Source organism: Streptomyces sp. NPDC005791 (genome assembly GCF_042871485.1).
Classification (GTDB): domain Bacteria; phylum Actinomycetota; class Actinomycetes; order Streptomycetales; family Streptomycetaceae; genus Streptomyces.
The window spans coordinates 128,152-143,727 of record NZ_JBIAIP010000002.1 but is presented as its reverse complement, the minus strand read 5'-3'; the positions used below and the strand labels follow the sequence as shown (position 1 = coordinate 143,727).

Genomic DNA, 15,576 nt, shown 5'->3' with positions numbered 1-15,576 from the left:
ATCCGGTACGTTCGCGATCCGTCGAGCAGGGCTGTGTTCGGATGACTGCACAGCAGCATCGTGCAGGATTTACCAGGGACGCTCCGGCGTCCCTTTTTTTCTTTCTCCCCCAGCGCAGATGCGCCCCGGCCTATCGCTCTTCGCCTACCGTCTGATGTGCCCTGCACCTTCATCAGCGAAACCGAGAGTGAAAGGTAGAGTCCGGCGGCGTGCACCTCAAGGCCCTGACCCTCCGTGGTTTCAAATCGTTCGCCTCCGCCACGACCCTGCGGTTCGAACCGGGGATCACCTGTGTCGTCGGTCCCAACGGTTCCGGTAAATCGAATGTGGTGGACGCGCTCTCCTGGGTCATGGGCGAGCAGGGGGCCAAATCCCTGCGCGGCGGCAAGATGGAAGACGTGATCTTCGCCGGCACCACGGGGAGGCCGCCGCTGGGACGTGCGGAAGTCTCGCTGACCATCGACAATTCCGATGGCGCGCTGCCCATCGAGTACGCCGAGGTGACGATCACCCGGATCATGTTCCGCAACGGCGGCAGTGAATACCAGATCAATGGCGACACCTGCCGGCTGCTCGACATCCAGGAACTCCTCTCGGACTCCGGTATCGGCCGCGAGATGCATGTCATCGTCGGCCAGGGCCGACTGGACTCGGTCCTGCACGCCGACCCCACGGGGCGCCGCGCCTTCATCGAAGAGGCGGCGGGAGTGCTCAAGCACCGTAAGCGCAAGGAGAAGGCGCTGCGGAAGCTGGAGGCGATGGGCGCCAACCTCGCCCGTGTCCAGGATCTCACCGACGAACTACGGCGCCAGCTCAAACCGCTGGGCCGGCAGGCCGCCGTGGCCCGCCGGGCCGCTGTCATCCAGGCCGACCTGCGGGATGCCCGGCTGCGGCTCCTCGCCGACGACCTGGTGCGGCTGCGGGCAGCGCTGCGCGAGGAGATCGCCGACGAGGCCGCCCTCAAGCGGCGCAGGGAAGGGGCGGAGGCCGAGCTGAAGGCGGCTCTCGCCCGTGAGGCGGACCTGGAGGACGAGGTACGCCGGCTGGCGCCCCGGCTGCAACGGGCCCAGCAGACCTGGTACGAACTCTCGCAGCTGGCCGAGCGTGTGCGGGGCACCATCTCGCTCGCCGACGCCCGGGTGAAGAGCGTCACCGCCGCTCCGGAGGAGGAGCGGCGCGGGCGTGACCCGGAGGACATGGAGCGTGAGGCCGCCCGGATCCGCGAGCAGGAGGCGGAGCTGGAGGCGGCACTCGAAGCGGCGGAGCACGCTCTGGAGGACACCACCGCCCACCGGGCCGAACTGGAACGGGAGCTGGTCTCGGAGGAGCGCAGACTCCGGGACGCGGCCCGGGCCGTCGCCGACCGGCGAGAAGGGCTGGCCCGGCTCAACGGACAGGTCAACGCCGCCCGCAGCCGCGCCGGTTCGGCGCAGGCCGAGATCGACCGGCTGGCCGCCTCGCGGGACGAGGCACAGGACCGGGCGGTCGCGGCCCAGGAGGAGTACGAGCGGCTCAAGACCGAGGTCGAGGGTCTGGACGCGGGCGACGCGGAGCTGGCGGAGCAGCACGAGGCCGCCAAACAGAACCTCGCCGGGGCGGAAGCGGCCCTGGGCGCGGCGCGCGATGCGCTCACCGCGGCGGAACGCAGCCGCGCGGCGGTGTCCGCACGGCACGAGGCACTGTCACTGGGGCTTCGGCGCAAGGACGGCACCGGGGCGCTGCTCGGCGCCGGGGACAGACTCGCCGGGCTGCTCGGGCCGGTCGCGGAGCTGATCACGGTGGCCCCGGGACACGAGACCGCGGTGGCCGCCGCACTGGGCGTGGCCGCCGATGCCGTCGCGGTGACCGATCCGGCCACGGCTGCGGACGCGATCCGTCTGCTGCGCAAGCAGGACGCGGGGCGTGCCGCGCTGGTACCGGGCGGGGCGCGGGCGGGGGTGGTTCCCGCTCAGGGACAGTCCCTGGAGCGGCTGCCGGCGTCCGTCGGCGCCCATCAGGGGCCGGTGCGGGCGCCGGAGGCGGACCACCGCTCGACGGCGGTCACGGACACCGGTGTCTCCGGCGTGGCTCCCGCAGGCCCTGCGGGGGAATGTGCAGCGCCCGCCGTCGCCGGCCTGCTGCAGGGGCCCGCCGAGCTGCTCGCGGTCGTACGGCGGCTGGTACGCGACATGGTCGTCGTCGGCACTCTGGATGACGCCGAGGAGCTGGTCACCGCCCACCCGGGGCTGACCGCCGTCACCGCCGAGGGAGACGTGCTGGGGGCCCACTTCGCGCACGGTGGATCCGCCGGGGCGCCCAGCCTTCTGGAGGTCCAGGCATCCGTCGACGAGGCCGCCGCGGAACTGGCCGAGCTCGCCGTCCGCTGTGAGGAACTCGCCTCGGTCCAGCGCGCCGCGGCCGCACGGCGCGCCGACGGCGCCGCCCGGGTGGAGGAGCTGGGGGAGCGCCGTCGGGCCGCCGAGCGGAAGAAGTCCGGGGTGGCGCAGCAGCTCGGCCGGCTGGCAGGGCAGGCCCGTGGCGCCGCCGGGGAGGCCGAGCGGACGACCGCGTCCGCCGCCCGGGCGCAGGAGGCGCTGGAGCGCGCCACCGAGGAGGCCGAGGAGCTGGCGGAACGGCTGCTGGTCGCCGAGGAGACCCCGATGGAGGAGGAGCCCGACACCTCCGTACGGGACCGGCTCGCCGCCGACGGCGCCAACGCACGTCAGACCGAGATGGAGGCCAGACTGCAGGCCCGTACGCATGAGGAACGGGTCAAGGCGCTGGCCGGGCGGGCCGACGCGCTGGACCGCGGAGCCCGTGCCGAGCGGGAGGCGCGCACCCGCGCCGAGCAGCGCCGCGCCCGGCTGCGCCACGAGGCCGCCGTGGCCACCGCCGTGGCGTCGGGCGCCCGGCAGCTGCTCGCCCACGTCGAGGTCTCGGTCGTACGGGCGGACGAGGAACGCACCAGGGCCGAGGCCGCGAAGGCCGAGCGCGAGCGGGAGCTGACGGCCGAGCGCGGCCGGGGCCGTGACCTCAAGAGCGAGCTGGACCGGCTCACCGATTCGGTGCACCGGGGTGAGGTGCTCGGGGCCGAGAAGCGTTTGCGCATGGAACAGGTGGAGGCCAAGGCGCTGGAGGAGTTCGGCGTCGAGCCGGCCGGTCTGGCAGACGAGTACGGACCGCAACAGCCGGTGCCGCCGTCCCCCGCCGCCGAAGGCGAGGAGCTTCCGGCGGATCCGGGACACCCGCGCAACCAGCCGAAGCCGTTCGTCAGGGCCGAGCAGGAGAAGCGGCTGAAGGCGGCCGAACGGGCCTATCAGCAACTCGGGAAGGTGAATCCTCTCGCACTCGAGGAGTTCTCTGCGCTGGAGGAACGGCACAAGTTCCTCTCCGAGCAGCTCGAGGACCTGAAGAAGACCCGGGCCGATCTGATGCAGGTGATCAAGGAGGTCGACGAACGGGTCGAGCAGGTGTTCACGGAGGCCTTCCGGGACACGGCGCGTGAGTTCGAGGGCGTCTTCTCACGGCTCTTCCCGGGCGGCGAGGGCCGCTTGGTCCTCACCGATCCCGACAACATGCTGACGACCGGTCTCGACGTGGAGGCACGCCCGCCGGGCAAGAAGGTCAAGCGGCTCTCGCTGCTGTCCGGCGGTGAGCGATCCCTGACGGCCGTTGCCCTGCTGGTCTCCATCTTCAAGGCCCGGCCGAGCCCGTTCTACGTCATGGACGAGGTCGAGGCGGCGCTCGACGACACCAATCTGCAGCGTCTGATCCGGCTCATGGAGGAGCTCCAGGAGAGCTCCCAGCTCATCGTGATCACCCACCAGAAGCGGACCATGGAGGTCGCCGACGCGCTGTACGGCGTCTCGATGCAGGGTGACGGGGTCTCCAAGGTGATCAGCCAGCGACTCCGCTGAGTCCTGCGTGCAGCGCCTGACGAGCCATCACGCCCTCTCCACACAATCTTCAAGGCTTCAACGCACCTTTTGGGTGTTCCTGGGTACTTGTGAGGGGCCATTGGAGTCGAACCCGCATCTTGACTTCGAGACTTGAACGCATAACCTCAGCAATGTTGTTTTTACCTTCAAGTGGTGGTCGACCATAAGTTGTGCGCCACTAGGAGGGCTCACCCCCCACACCTGACGTTGCGGCCAGGTACCAGGAGTTCATGTGACCAGCACAGCGCGCGGACCGGAGTCCGGAGCCCGGGAGGCCCATCCGGACCATCTCGGCCATGTCATCTTCATCACCGCAGCCGCAGCGATGGGCGGCTTCCTGTTCGGCTACGACAGCTCCGTGATCAACGGCGCCGTCGAGGCCATCCGGCACCGCTACGACATCGGGTCGGGAACGCTGGCACAGGTCATCGCCATCGCCCTGATCGGCTGTGCCATCGGTGCGGCCACGGCGGGACGCATCGCCGACCGGATCGGCCGTATCCGCTGCATGCAGATCGCCGCGGTGCTCTTCACCATCAGCGCCGTCGGTTCCGCGCTGCCGTTCGCCCTCTGGGACCTGGCGATGTGGCGCGTCATCGGAGGCTTCGCGATCGGCATGGCCTCCGTCATCGGCCCCGCCTACATCGCCGAGGTCTCGCCGCCTGCCTACCGCGGCCGTCTCGGCTCCTTCCAGCAGGCCGCCATCGTCATCGGTATCGCCATCTCGCAGCTGGTCAACTACGGCATCCTCCAGCTCGCCGACGGCGACCAGCGCGGCAAGATCGGCGGCCTCGAGGCCTGGCAGTGGATGCTCGGCGTGATGGTCGTCCCGGCGATCCTCTACGGGCTCCTGTCCTTCGCGATCCCCGAGTCGCCGCGCTTCCTGATCTCCGTCGGAAAGAAGGACCGGGCCCGGAAGATCCTCGAAGAGGTCGAGGGCAAGAACGTCGACCTCGACGCACGTGTGAACGAGATCGAGACGGCCATGCGCCGGGAGCACAAGTCCACGTTCAGCGACCTGCTCGGAAGCCGCTTCGGCTTCCTGCCGATCGTCTGGGTCGGTATCGGTCTGTCGGTCTTCCAGCAGCTCGTCGGCATCAACGTCGCCTTCTACTACTCGGCGACGCTCTGGCAGTCCGTCGGCATCGACCCGTCCGGCTCGTTCTTCTACTCGTTCACCACGTCGATCATCAACATCATCGGCACCGTGATCGCCATGATCCTGGTGGACCGGGTCGGCAGGAGGCCGCTCGCCCTCGTCGGATCCGCCGGTATGGCCATCGCCCTGGCATTCGAGGCCTGGGCCTTCTCCGCGGACCTGGTGGACGGCAAGCTGCCCAACACCCAGGGCGTCGTCGCCTTGGTGGCGGCCCACGTCTTCGTGCTCTTCTTCGCCCTGTCGTGGGGTGTCGTGGTCTGGGTCTTCCTCGGCGAGATGTTCCCGAACCGGATCCGCGCCGCCGCGCTCGGCGTCGCAGCCTCCGCGCAGTGGATCGCCAACTGGGCGATCACCGCCAGCTTCCCCAGCCTGGCCGACTGGAACCTGTCGGGCACCTACATCATCTACACCTGCTTCGCCGTGCTCTCGATCCCCTTCGTGCTCAAGTTCGTGAAGGAGACCAAGGGCAAGGCGCTGGAGGAGATGGGCTGATCCCCGCTGCCCCTCTCCTCGACCCGCTGCCCCGGTCCGGCCCATGCCGGCCCGGGGCAGCGTTCTGCCGCGCCGCCTCCGGCCCGCCGACGGGGCGTCAGGGTCCGGCCGGGGCGCCGTCCCGGCCGGCCGTCGGCCGTGGCAGCGCCGCGTACACCCCTGCGGCCACAAGGATCGTGAGGGCCCAGCCCAGCCCGTGACGTCCGACCCAGGTGGCGGCGAGCGGGCCGGTGAACCACCCCACGTCGGTGCACAGCAGCCCCGCCACGAGCGCCGCTCCCCAAGCGCCCATGGCCGGCCGGCTGAACCCGGCGGTGTACCAGTAGCCGCTGGCGGACGTGGTGTCCATGAGGGCCGCGCAGGCGTACGTACGGCCTCGCAGAAGATCCACGCCGAAGACCCCGATCCAGGCGGAGAAGGTCACGCCGAGCAGGGTCAGGAACGAGAGGAAGGGGGCGATGAAACTCGTCGCCACCATCATCAGCGTTCCGCCGACCAGCAGGCTGATCATCGCGTTCACCCCCACGGCCCAGGCGCGGGGGACCGTGAACCCGAGCGTCTGCGTGGTGAAGCCGGCGGAGTACATCGACATCGCGTTGATCAGCACCATGCCGACGACGGCCGCCAGGAGATACGGCACGGAGATCGCCTTCGGCAGCAGCTCGCCGATGAATGCCACGGGGTCCTTCGTGACCGCCAGGTGCGGTGAGCTCACGGCCATCACCGCGCCCATCAGCACCATCGGCGTGGCCGTGACCAGGGCCCCGCCCACGGCCGCGCCGACCATAGCCGGGCCGGACGCGGAGCGCGGCAGGTAGCGGGCGAAGTCCGGCGCCGAGGGAACCCAGCTGATGCCACCGGCGGCCAGTGTCCCGATCCCCGCGGTCATCATCGCCGCCGGACCCGGCGGCCGTTCCAGGACGGTCCGCCACGGGGCCGAGCCGATCACGTGGACCAGGACGAGGAGACTCGCGCCGCCGAAGAGCCAGGCGGCGACCCGGGAGCAGATCCGCAGGGCCCGGATCCCGAGACCGGACACGAGGAAGCTCGCGATGACGAAGGCCGTCAGGGTCATCAGGGTCAGTGTGTGGGTCGCGCGCACATCGAACAGCAGAGCGAGCACCGCCAGCAGTGCGTAGGAGCCGGTGACCGCGTTCACGGTCTCCCAGCCCCAGCGGGCCACCCACAGCAGGGCGCCGGGGAAGAGATTGCCGCGCTGTCCGAAAACGGCCCGGGACAATGCCATACCTGGTGCGCCGCCGCGTTTGCCCGCGATCGACACCAGGCCGACCAGCCCGAACGACAGCACGGGGGCCGTGACCGCCACGGCCAGCACCTGCCAGAAATTCAGCCCGTTGAAGACGGTGAGCCCGGCGCCCACGGTCAGCAGCAGCACCGTCATGTTGGCCGTCACCCAGGTCGGGAGGAGAGCGCGGACCCGGCCGGTGCGTTCGTCGTCGGGGACGGGATCCAAGCCGCGGTTCTCCACGGGCAGCAGCGTACCTTTACCCCCAAACGTGGCATACCGCCTCTGTCGTCGGAGCCCGTGGTCCTCCGTAACCGCGCCGGACCACGGTCGTGGCCGATACTGGACGCGTTATGGAAATCGTCATCCTTGCTGTAGTCATCGCCCTGGTCGCGGTCGGCCTGATCAGCGGGCTCGTGGTCAGCAGCCGCAAGAAGAAGCAGCTGCCGCCCTCGGCACCGTCGAGCACGCCGACCATCACTCCGCCCGCCGAGCCCCGTGTCGGCGAGGAAGCCGAGACGCCGCGCGACGAAGCGCGGCGCCCCACCGAGGAGGTCGGTCTTCCCGGCGCCGGGACTCCCGTCGAGGAGACCCCGGTCGTCGTCGAGCCGGAAGCCCCCGAGCTCGAAGTCCCCGAACCCACCGCCGGCCGTCTGGTGCGACTCCGCGCCCGGCTGGCCCGTTCGCAGAACTCCCTGGGCAAGGGGCTGCTCGCGCTCCTGTCGCGCGACAACCTCGACGAGGACACCTGGGAGGAGATCGAGGACACCCTCCTCACCGCCGACGTCGGCGTCGCTCCCACGCAGGAGCTGGTGGAGCGGCTCCGTGAGCGGGTCCGTGTCCTCGGCACCCGTACGCCCGACGAGCTGCGCACCCTGCTGCGCGAGGAGCTCGTCACCCTGCTCGGCCCCGACCTCGACCGCGCCGTGAAGACGGAGGGCGGCGAAGCGACGCCCGGCGTCGTGATGGTCGTCGGGGTCAACGGCACCGGCAAGACGACCACGACGGGCAAGCTCGCCCGGGTGCTCGTCGCCGACGGCCGCAGCGTCGTGCTCGGCGCCGCCGACACCTTCCGGGCCGCCGCCGCCGATCAGCTCCAGACGTGGGGCGAGCGCGTCGGCGCCCGTACGGTGCGAGGCCCCGAGGGCGGCGACCCGGCGTCGATCGCCTTCGACGCGGTGAAGGAAGGCATCGCCGAGGGCGCCGACGTGGTGCTCATCGACACCGCGGGCCGCCTGCACACCAAGACCGGTCTGATGGACGAGCTCGGCAAGGTCAAGCGGGTCGTCGAGAAGCACGGGCCGCTGGACGAGATTTTGCTCGTCCTCGACGCCACCACCGGGCAGAACGGCCTCGTCCAGGCGCGTGTCTTCGCCGAGGTGGTCGACATCACCGGCATCGTCCTGACCAAGCTCGACGGCACGGCCAAGGGCGGCATCGTCATCGCGGTCCAGCGCGAGCTGGGTGTCCCCGTGAAGCTCATCGGTCTCGGTGAGGGGCCGGACGACCTGGCGCCGTTCGAGCCGGGCGCCTTCGTCGACGCGCTGATCGGCGACTGACCGGCGTACCCCGGGCGGACGTGTGAAGGGCGGTGGACCCGAGAGGGTCTCACCGCCCTCCGGCGTTCAGCAGCGGTGGCATATGTAGGCGAGGGTGCCCAGCAGCAGCCTGGCCTGTGGGGGAGCGGAGGCCGTGTCCGGCGCAGGCGGACGCAGCCAGCGGACCGGGCCGAGACCGCCGAGGTCCGACGGGGGAGCGGTGACGTACGCGCCGCGGCCCAGGGCCCGCAGATCAAGGTCCGCGTCGTCCCAGCCCATGCGGTAGAGCAGTCCGGGCAGACCCGCGGCCGCCCCGGGGGCGACGAAGAACTGCGTACGGCCGGCCGGCGTCACCGCCACCGGGCCCAGCGGCAGCCCCATGCGCTCCATCCTCACCAGCGCGCGCCGTCCTGCGGCCTCCGCTACATCAAGTACGTCGAAACTCCGGCCCACGGGAAGCAGGAGCGAGGCCCCCGGCACCTCGGCCCAGGCATCCGTGACCCTGCCGAGTGTGGCGCCCGGCGGCACCTCGGGTGCGAAGTCCAGCGGATGCGCGCCAGGGGCGGCGCACGCGGTGTCACCGCACGAGCAGACGCCCGCCGCGGCGCGTGCGCCCGGGGCCACCGCCCAGCCCCAGAGGCCGGTGTACTCGGCCACCTCGGTCGCCCCGGCCGCACGGCGTTGGCGCCGCGTGCCGGACCTCATCTCCCGGATGCCGCCGATCGTGAAGCCCATGCCTCCTCCAACGGGTCGGACTCGCCGGTGGTTACGACCCGGAGTCATCGGTTCGCAGCTCTCGGTTCTCGACGGACGTGCGCTGCCGAGCCGCCGGCGTACGGTGTGGCGCGGCAGGGTTGCGCGCTGTGCGCCTCGCACCCCTGAACGCTTCGATGCGCCCGTGGCCGATCACGGCCCGTCAAGTGAAGCGCGGACTGTGTCGAACGGGTTCACCCGAAGGGGTGGCGAATGGTGGCGTTTCCGCAACGACCCTCGCCGGAGCAGTGATCGCAGGATTACTGTGGGTGCTCGAACCTGCAATTGCATCTGCAGTTGAGTATGCCTCGGGCAATCCGCTGATCCGTTCCATGGTGGGCAACGCCCGTACGGACAGCGCCGGGGCGCGGCATTCTGATAGAGGTTCGCGCGACGGTTTCGGCGGGATGGGGGCGTTCCAGTGAGTGGCAGCGGCGCAGGCGAGACGCATGCCGGAAAGCGCCCCAACGGGCAACTCGGTTCGTGGTTCGTGCGAAGCGGCTGGTCCAAGGGCGAGCTCGCCCGCCAGGTGAACCGGCGGGCACGCCAGCTCGGTGCCCACCACGTCAGCACCGACACCTCCCGGGTCCGCCGCTGGCTCGACGGCGAACAGCCCCGGGAACCGATCCCGCGCATCCTCTCGGAGCTCTTCTCCGAGCGCTTCGGCGCCGTCGTCTCCGTCGAGGACCTCGGTCTGCGCACCGCCCACCAGGCACCCTCGGTGTCCGGGGTCGACCTGCCCTGGGCGGGACCGCAGACCGTCGCACTGCTCAGCGAGTTCTCCCGCAGCGATCTCATGCTGGCCCGGCGCGGCTTTCTCGGAAGTTCCCTCGCCCTGGCCGCCGGCCCCACCCTCATCGAACCCATGCAGCGCTGGCTGGTGCCCGTCACCCGCCAGGGGCAGCCGGAGCGGCAGCTGCCGACCGCGGAGAGCCGGCCCTCGCGCCTCTCGGGCCCCGAGCTGGACCTGCTGGAATCCACCACGGCGATGTTCCGCCAGTGGGACGCCCAGTGCGGCGGCGGGCTGCGCCGCAAGGCCGTCGTCGGCCAGCTCCACGAGGTCACCGACCTGCTCCAGGAGCCACAGCCGGAGGCCACCGCCAAACGTCTGTTCCGCTGCGCCTCCGAACTGGCCGAGCTCGCGGGCTGGATGAGCTACGACGTGGGCCTCCAGCCGACCGCCCAGAAGTACTTCGTGCTGGCGCTGCACGCCTCCAAGGAGGCCGGCGACAAGCCACTGGGTTCGTACATCCTCTCCAGCATGAGCCGCCAGATGATCCACCTCGGCCGGCCCGACGACGCACTCGAACTCATCCACCTCGCCCAGTACGGCAGCCGTGACTGCGCCACCGCGCGCACCCAGGCCATGCTGTATGCGATGGAGGCGCGCGCCTACGCCAACATGGGTCAGCCCAGCAAGTGCAAGCGAGCGGTCCGGATGGCCGAGGACACCTTCGCCGACGCCGTCCTCGACGACGAGCCCGAGCCCGACTGGATCCGCTTCTTCTCCGCCGCCGAACTGCACGGCGAGAACGCCCACTCCTACCGTGACCTGGCCTACGTCGCCGGCCGCAGCCCCAGCTACGCCTCTCTCGCCGAGCCCGTCATGGCCCGTGCCGTCGAGCTGTTCGGCGAGGACGACGAACACCAGAGGTCCTACGCGCTCAATCTGATCGGCATGGCCACCGTGCACCTCCTCAAGCGCGAGCCGGAGGAGTCGACCGTCCTCGCCACCAAGGCCCTGAGGGTCGCGAAGAAGGTCAGGTCGGAGCGCGTCAACACCAGGCTCCGCAAGACCGTCGACACCGCTGCCAGGGACTTCGGGGATGTTCCCGAGGTCGCCCGGCTCACCGACCTGCTCACCGAGCAGCTCCCGGAGACCGCCGAAGCGGTCTGACCGGGTCCCTCGCCACCGGCCACGACGGCCGCCCCGTACCACCCGACTCGGCTCCCCCATTGCCAGGTCAGCGGGTCGCCGTCGTGGCCGGTTCACGTCTGCGGGCGTTCCAACCGCACCGTATGCGGAGCGGGCAGCATGGTAGGCAGCGCACCGGGTCCGACACTCCCGGTTCATCGGTACGTAACACGTGGAGCTCCTTCGTCACTGCGGTGAAACACCGTGCGGCATTCGTGGAAACCGCGCTGCGCGAATCTCATGGCGCATAACCGGCCCGCACCTTTTCACCGTGGTCCCGCACCCCCGCACGTGGCCGCACCGACGACGAGGAGACGCCGATGCCCCCAGGCATCACGACGCTTGCCGCAGACGCCCCGCAGCTGTCTGCCGCCAACACAGGGTTCATGCTCATCTGCTCCGCGCTGGTGATGCTCATGACCCCGGGTCTGGCCTTCTTCTACGGAGGCATGGTCCGCGTCAAGAGCACCCTGAACATGCTGATGATGAGCTTCATCAGCCTCGGGATCGTCACGGTCCTGTGGGTGCTCTACGGATTCAGCCTCGCCTTCGGCACCGACATCGGCTCCGTCATCGGCTGGAGCTCGGACTTCGTCGGCCTCAGCGGGATCGGTGTCACCGAACTCTGGGACGGCTACACCATCCCGGTATACGTCTTCGCCGTCTTCCAGCTGATGTTCGCCGTGCTCACCCCGGCCCTCATCAGCGGCGCCCTCGCCGACCGCGTCAAGTTCACCTCCTGGGCCCTGTTCATCACCCTGTGGGTCACCGTCGTCTACTTCCCGGTCGCGCACTGGGTCTGGGGCGCCGGCGGCTGGCTCTTCGAGCTCGGTGTCATCGACTTCGCCGGTGGTACGGCCGTCCACATCAACGCCGGCGCCGCCGCCCTCGGCGTGATCCTCGTCATCGGCAAGAGGGTCGGCTTCAAGAAGGACCCGATGCGGCCGCACAGCCTGCCGCTCGTGATGCTCGGTGCCGCCCTCCTGTGGTTCGGCTGGTTCGGCTTCAACGCCGGCTCGTGGCTCGGCAACGACGACGGTGTCGGTGCCGTCATGTTCGTCAACACGCAGGTCGCCACGGGTGCGGCGGTCCTCGGCTGGCTCGCCTACGAGAAGATCCGCCACGGCTCCTTCACGACCCTGGGCGCAGCCTCCGGAGCCGTCGCGGGCCTCGTCGCGATCACTCCCGCGGGCGGCGCGGTCAGCCCGCTCGGCGCCATCGCGATCGGCGTCATCGCCGGTGTCCTGTGCGCCATGGCCGTCGGCCTCAAGTACAAGTTCGGTTACGACGACTCCCTGGACGTCGTCGGCGTCCACCTCGTCGGCGGCATCCTCGGCTCCCTCCTGGTCGGCTTCTTCGCCACCGGCGGTGTGCAGTCCGACGCCAAGGGCCTTTTCTACGGCGGCGGACTCGACCAGCTCGGCAAGCAGGCCGTCGGCGTCTTCGCGGTCCTCGCATACTCTCTGGTCGTCTCCGCGGTCCTCGCCCTCATCCTGGACAGGACGATCGGGATGCGGGTCAGCGAGGACGACGAGGTCGCCGGCATCGACCAGGTCGAACACGCCGAGACGGCGTACGACTTCAGCGGCGCCGGCGGTGGCGCCGCCCCGCGCACCACGGCTCCGGCCCCCGGCACCGGGGCAGCCCCGACGAACAAGAAGGTGGACGCATGAAGCTCATCACCGCAGTCGTGAAGCCGCACAGGCTGGACGAGATCAAGGAGGCCCTGCAGTCCTTCGGCGTCCAGGGCCTCACGGTCACGGAAGCCAGCGGTTACGGGCGGCAGCGCGGACACACCGAGGTCTACCGGGGCGCCGAGTACACCGTCGACCTCGTACCGAAGATCCGCATCGAGGTCCTGGTCGAGGACGAGGACGCCGAACAGCTCATCGACGTGGTCGTCAAGGCCGCCCGGACGGGGAAGATCGGTGACGGCAAGGTGTGGAGCGTCCCGGTCGAGACCGCGATCCGCGTACGGACCGGGGAACGCGGCCCGGACGCACTCTGACCGACGGTTCCTGTGAACGGAAAGGCAGCTGGGTGACGAGCACCGAAGTGACCACCGGTTCCGAGGAATCGGGACCCAGCGGCTATGCGGCGGCCCGGCTGCGCCTTCTCCAGGAGGAGGCGCGGTCCGGGCCGCCGCGCCGTGCCGCGCTGGCCAGGCTCACCGACGACTGGCTCGACGGGCTGTTCACCGCGGCCGCCGAACAGGCGGGCGTCCGCGGCGCCGCTCTCGTCGCGGTCGGCGGATACGGGCGGGGTGAGCTCTCTCCCCGCAGCGACCTCGACCTCCTGCTCCTGCACGACGGCACCGCCGACGCGGGAGCCGTCGCCGCCCTCGCCGACGGTGTCTGGTACCCCGTCTGGGACCTCGGCCTCGCCCTCGACCACTCCGTGCGCACCCCCGGTGAGGCGAGCAGGACCGCAGGGGAGGACCTCAAGGTCCAGCTCGGACTGCTCGACGCGCGCCCCGTCGCCGGGGACCTCGGCCTGGTCGCCGGACTGCGGACCGCGATCCTCGCCGACTGGCGCAACCAGGCCCCCAAGCGCCTTCCGGCCCTCCACGAGCTGTGCCGCGAGCGGGCCGAACGCATGGGCGAGCTCCAGTTCCTCCTGGAGCCCGATCTCAAGGAGGCCCGCGGCGGCCTCCGGGACGCGACCGCCCTGCGCGCCGTCGCCGCCTCCTGGGTCGCCGACGCCCCCCGCGAAGGGCTGGCCGAGGCCCGGCGCACGCTCCTCGACGCCCGCGACGCCCTCCACCTCACCACCGGACGGGCCACCGACCGCCTCGCCCTCCAGGAGCAGGACCAGGTCGCCGAAGCCCTCGGGCTCCTCGACGCCGACGCCCTGCTGCGCCAGGTGTACGAGGCCGCCCGCACCGTCTCGTACGCCACCGACGTCACCTGGCGCGAGGTCAACCGCGTCCTGCGGGCCCGCTCCGTACGCCCCCGGCTGCGAGCGTTCCTCGGCGGCGGCGCCAAGGCCGCGCCGGAACGCACCCCGCTCGCCGAGGGCGTCGTCGAGGCCGACGGCGAAGTGGTCCTCGCGCGCACCGCCCGCCCCGAACGCGACCCCGTGCTCACCCTCAGGGCCGCCGCGGCGGCGGCCGAGGCAGGACTGCCGCTCTCCCGTCACCTCGTACGCCATCTGAGCACCGCGGTCCAGCCACTGCCCGTGCCGTGGCCGGCCCAGGCCCGTGAGGAGCTCATCACCCTGCTCGGCGCCGGCGAGTCCGCCGTGGAGGTCTGGGAAGCCCTCGAGGCGGAAGGCATCGTCACCCGGCTGCTGCCCGACTGGGAGCGGGTCCACTGCCGGCCGCAGCGCAACCCCGTCCACACGTGGACCGTCGACCGGCACCTCGTCGAAACGGCCGTCCGCGCCTCCCACCTCACCCGCCGTGTCGGCCGCCCCGATCTCCTCCTGATCGCCGCGCTGCTCCACGACATCGGCAAGGGCTGGCCCGGGGACCATTCCGTCGCAGGCGAGGTCATCGCCCGCGACATGGCCACCCGTATCGGCTTCGACAAGCAGGACGTGGGTGTCGTGGCCACGCTCGTACGCCACCATCTGCTGCTCATCGAGACCGCAACCCGGCGTGACCTCGACGATCCCGCGACCGTCCGCTCCGTCGCCACGGCCGTGGGCAGCGCGTCCACCCTGGAACTGCTGCACGCGCTCACCGAAGCCGACGCACTGGCGACCGGCCCCGCCGCGTGGAGCTCCTGGCGGGCCTCCCTCGTCACCGACCTGGTCGGACGCGTCGCCGCCCTCCTGGCAGGCGAGGAACCCCCCGAACCCGAGCCGCTCGCCCCGAGCGCCGAGCAGGAACGCCTCGCCGTCGAGGCCCTGCGCACCGGCGAGCCCGTCCTCTCCCTGCGGACCCGGCCCGAACCCGCCTCCGAGGACGGCGCACCCGAACCCGTCGGCGTCGAACTGCTCATCGCGCTGCCCGACCGCCCCGGCGTCCTGCCCGCGGTGGCCGGAGTCCTCGCCCTGCACCGCCTCACCGTGCGCGCCGCCGACCTGCGCGCCGTCGAGCTCCCCACCGAGCTGGGCGACCCGGCCGGTCTGCTGGTACTCAGCTGGCGGGTCGCGGCCGAGTACGGCTCCCTCCCCCAGTCCGCCCGGCTGCGTGCCGACCTCGTACGCGCACTGGACGGCTCCCTGGACATCCGGGCCAGACTCGCCGAGCGCGAGGCGGCCTACCCGCGGCGGCGCGGAGTCAAGGCTCCGCCGCCCAGGGTCTCCGTGGCGCCAGCGGGCTCACGCCTGGCCACGGTGATCGAGGTCCGCGCCCAGGACGCCCCGGGGCTGCTGCACCGGATCGGCCGGGCGCTGGAACAGACCGCGGTACGGGTGCGGAGCGCCCATGTCTCCACGCTCGGAGCGAACGCCGTGGACGCCTTCTACGTCACGGACGGCGACGGTGAGCCGCTGCTGCCGGAACGTGCCGCGGAGGTGGCCAGGGAGGTCGAGAAGGAGCTCGGCTGACCTGCCGGCCCCGGCCCGTTCGTCACGAGGAACGGGCGTGGGCTTTGCGTTCCCCGGGGTCC

Annotated in this window: 9 protein-coding genes; 7 read left to right on the top strand and 2 right to left on the bottom strand. The window is 71.1% G+C overall.

Annotation, left to right across the window (positions count from 1 at the left end):
• Nucleotides 1-209: 209 nt before the first annotated feature.
• Entirely contained in the window at nt 210-3,896 is a 3,687-nt protein-coding gene (locus tag ACFYSH_RS04910; RefSeq protein WP_388750921.1) for an AAA family ATPase, read from the top strand.
• Between the two features lie 253 nt (nt 3,897-4,149).
• A complete protein-coding gene (locus tag ACFYSH_RS04905; RefSeq protein ID WP_359472895.1) occupies nt 4,150-5,568 on the top strand; it encodes a sugar porter family MFS transporter in 1,419 nt (472 codons plus the stop codon).
• A gap of 97 nt (nt 5,569-5,665) precedes the next feature.
• Here ACFYSH_RS04905 and ACFYSH_RS04900 read toward each other — a convergent pair whose 3' ends face one another.
• Nucleotides 5,666-7,057, bottom strand: a complete 1,392-nt coding sequence (locus ACFYSH_RS04900; RefSeq protein ID WP_359472893.1) for a cytosine permease — start codon at nt 7,055-7,057, stop codon at nt 5,666-5,668.
• Nucleotides 7,058-7,167: 110 nt separating this feature from the next.
• On the opposite strand from ACFYSH_RS04900, the gene ftsY reads away from it, so the two are divergent.
• The gene (gene ftsY / locus ACFYSH_RS04895; RefSeq protein WP_359472891.1) at nt 7,168-8,373 is read left to right on the top strand and encodes a signal recognition particle-docking protein FtsY; all 1,206 of its coding nucleotides are present in this window, start codon (nt 7,168-7,170) and stop codon (nt 8,371-8,373) included.
• A gap of 66 nt (nt 8,374-8,439) precedes the next feature.
• Here the strand turns inward: ftsY and ACFYSH_RS04890 are convergent, their stop codons facing one another.
• Nucleotides 8,440-9,087, bottom strand: coding sequence for a bifunctional DNA primase/polymerase (locus ACFYSH_RS04890; protein WP_359472889.1), 648 nt, complete (start codon nt 9,085-9,087; stop codon nt 8,440-8,442).
• Nucleotides 9,088-9,526: 439 nt separating this feature from the next.
• Between ACFYSH_RS04890 and ACFYSH_RS04885 the strand changes: the two genes are divergently transcribed.
• The 4 genes from ACFYSH_RS04885 (at nt 9,527) to ACFYSH_RS04870 (ending at nt 15,514) form a co-directional block, all read left to right on the top strand.
• On the top strand, nt 9,527-11,002 hold the full coding sequence (locus ACFYSH_RS04885) for a hypothetical protein (protein ID WP_359472887.1): 1,476 nt from the start codon (nt 9,527-9,529) through the stop codon (nt 11,000-11,002).
• A gap of 338 nt (nt 11,003-11,340) precedes the next feature.
• Nucleotides 11,341-12,693: an ammonium transporter gene (locus ACFYSH_RS04880; protein ID WP_388750918.1), complete on the top strand. Its 1,353-nt coding sequence runs from the start codon at nt 11,341-11,343 to the stop codon at nt 12,691-12,693.
• On the top strand, nt 12,690-13,028 hold the full coding sequence (locus ACFYSH_RS04875) for a P-II family nitrogen regulator (protein ID WP_359472884.1): 339 nt from the start codon (nt 12,690-12,692) through the stop codon (nt 13,026-13,028). Before ACFYSH_RS04880 ends, ACFYSH_RS04875 begins: the two co-directional genes overlap by 4 nt.
• A 32-nt stretch (nt 13,029-13,060) precedes the next feature.
• Nucleotides 13,061-15,514 (top strand): [protein-PII] uridylyltransferase, encoded by a 2,454-nt coding sequence (locus ACFYSH_RS04870; RefSeq protein ID WP_359472882.1) that lies wholly within the window; start codon nt 13,061-13,063, stop codon nt 15,512-15,514.
• Nucleotides 15,515-15,576: the final 62 nt, after the last annotated feature.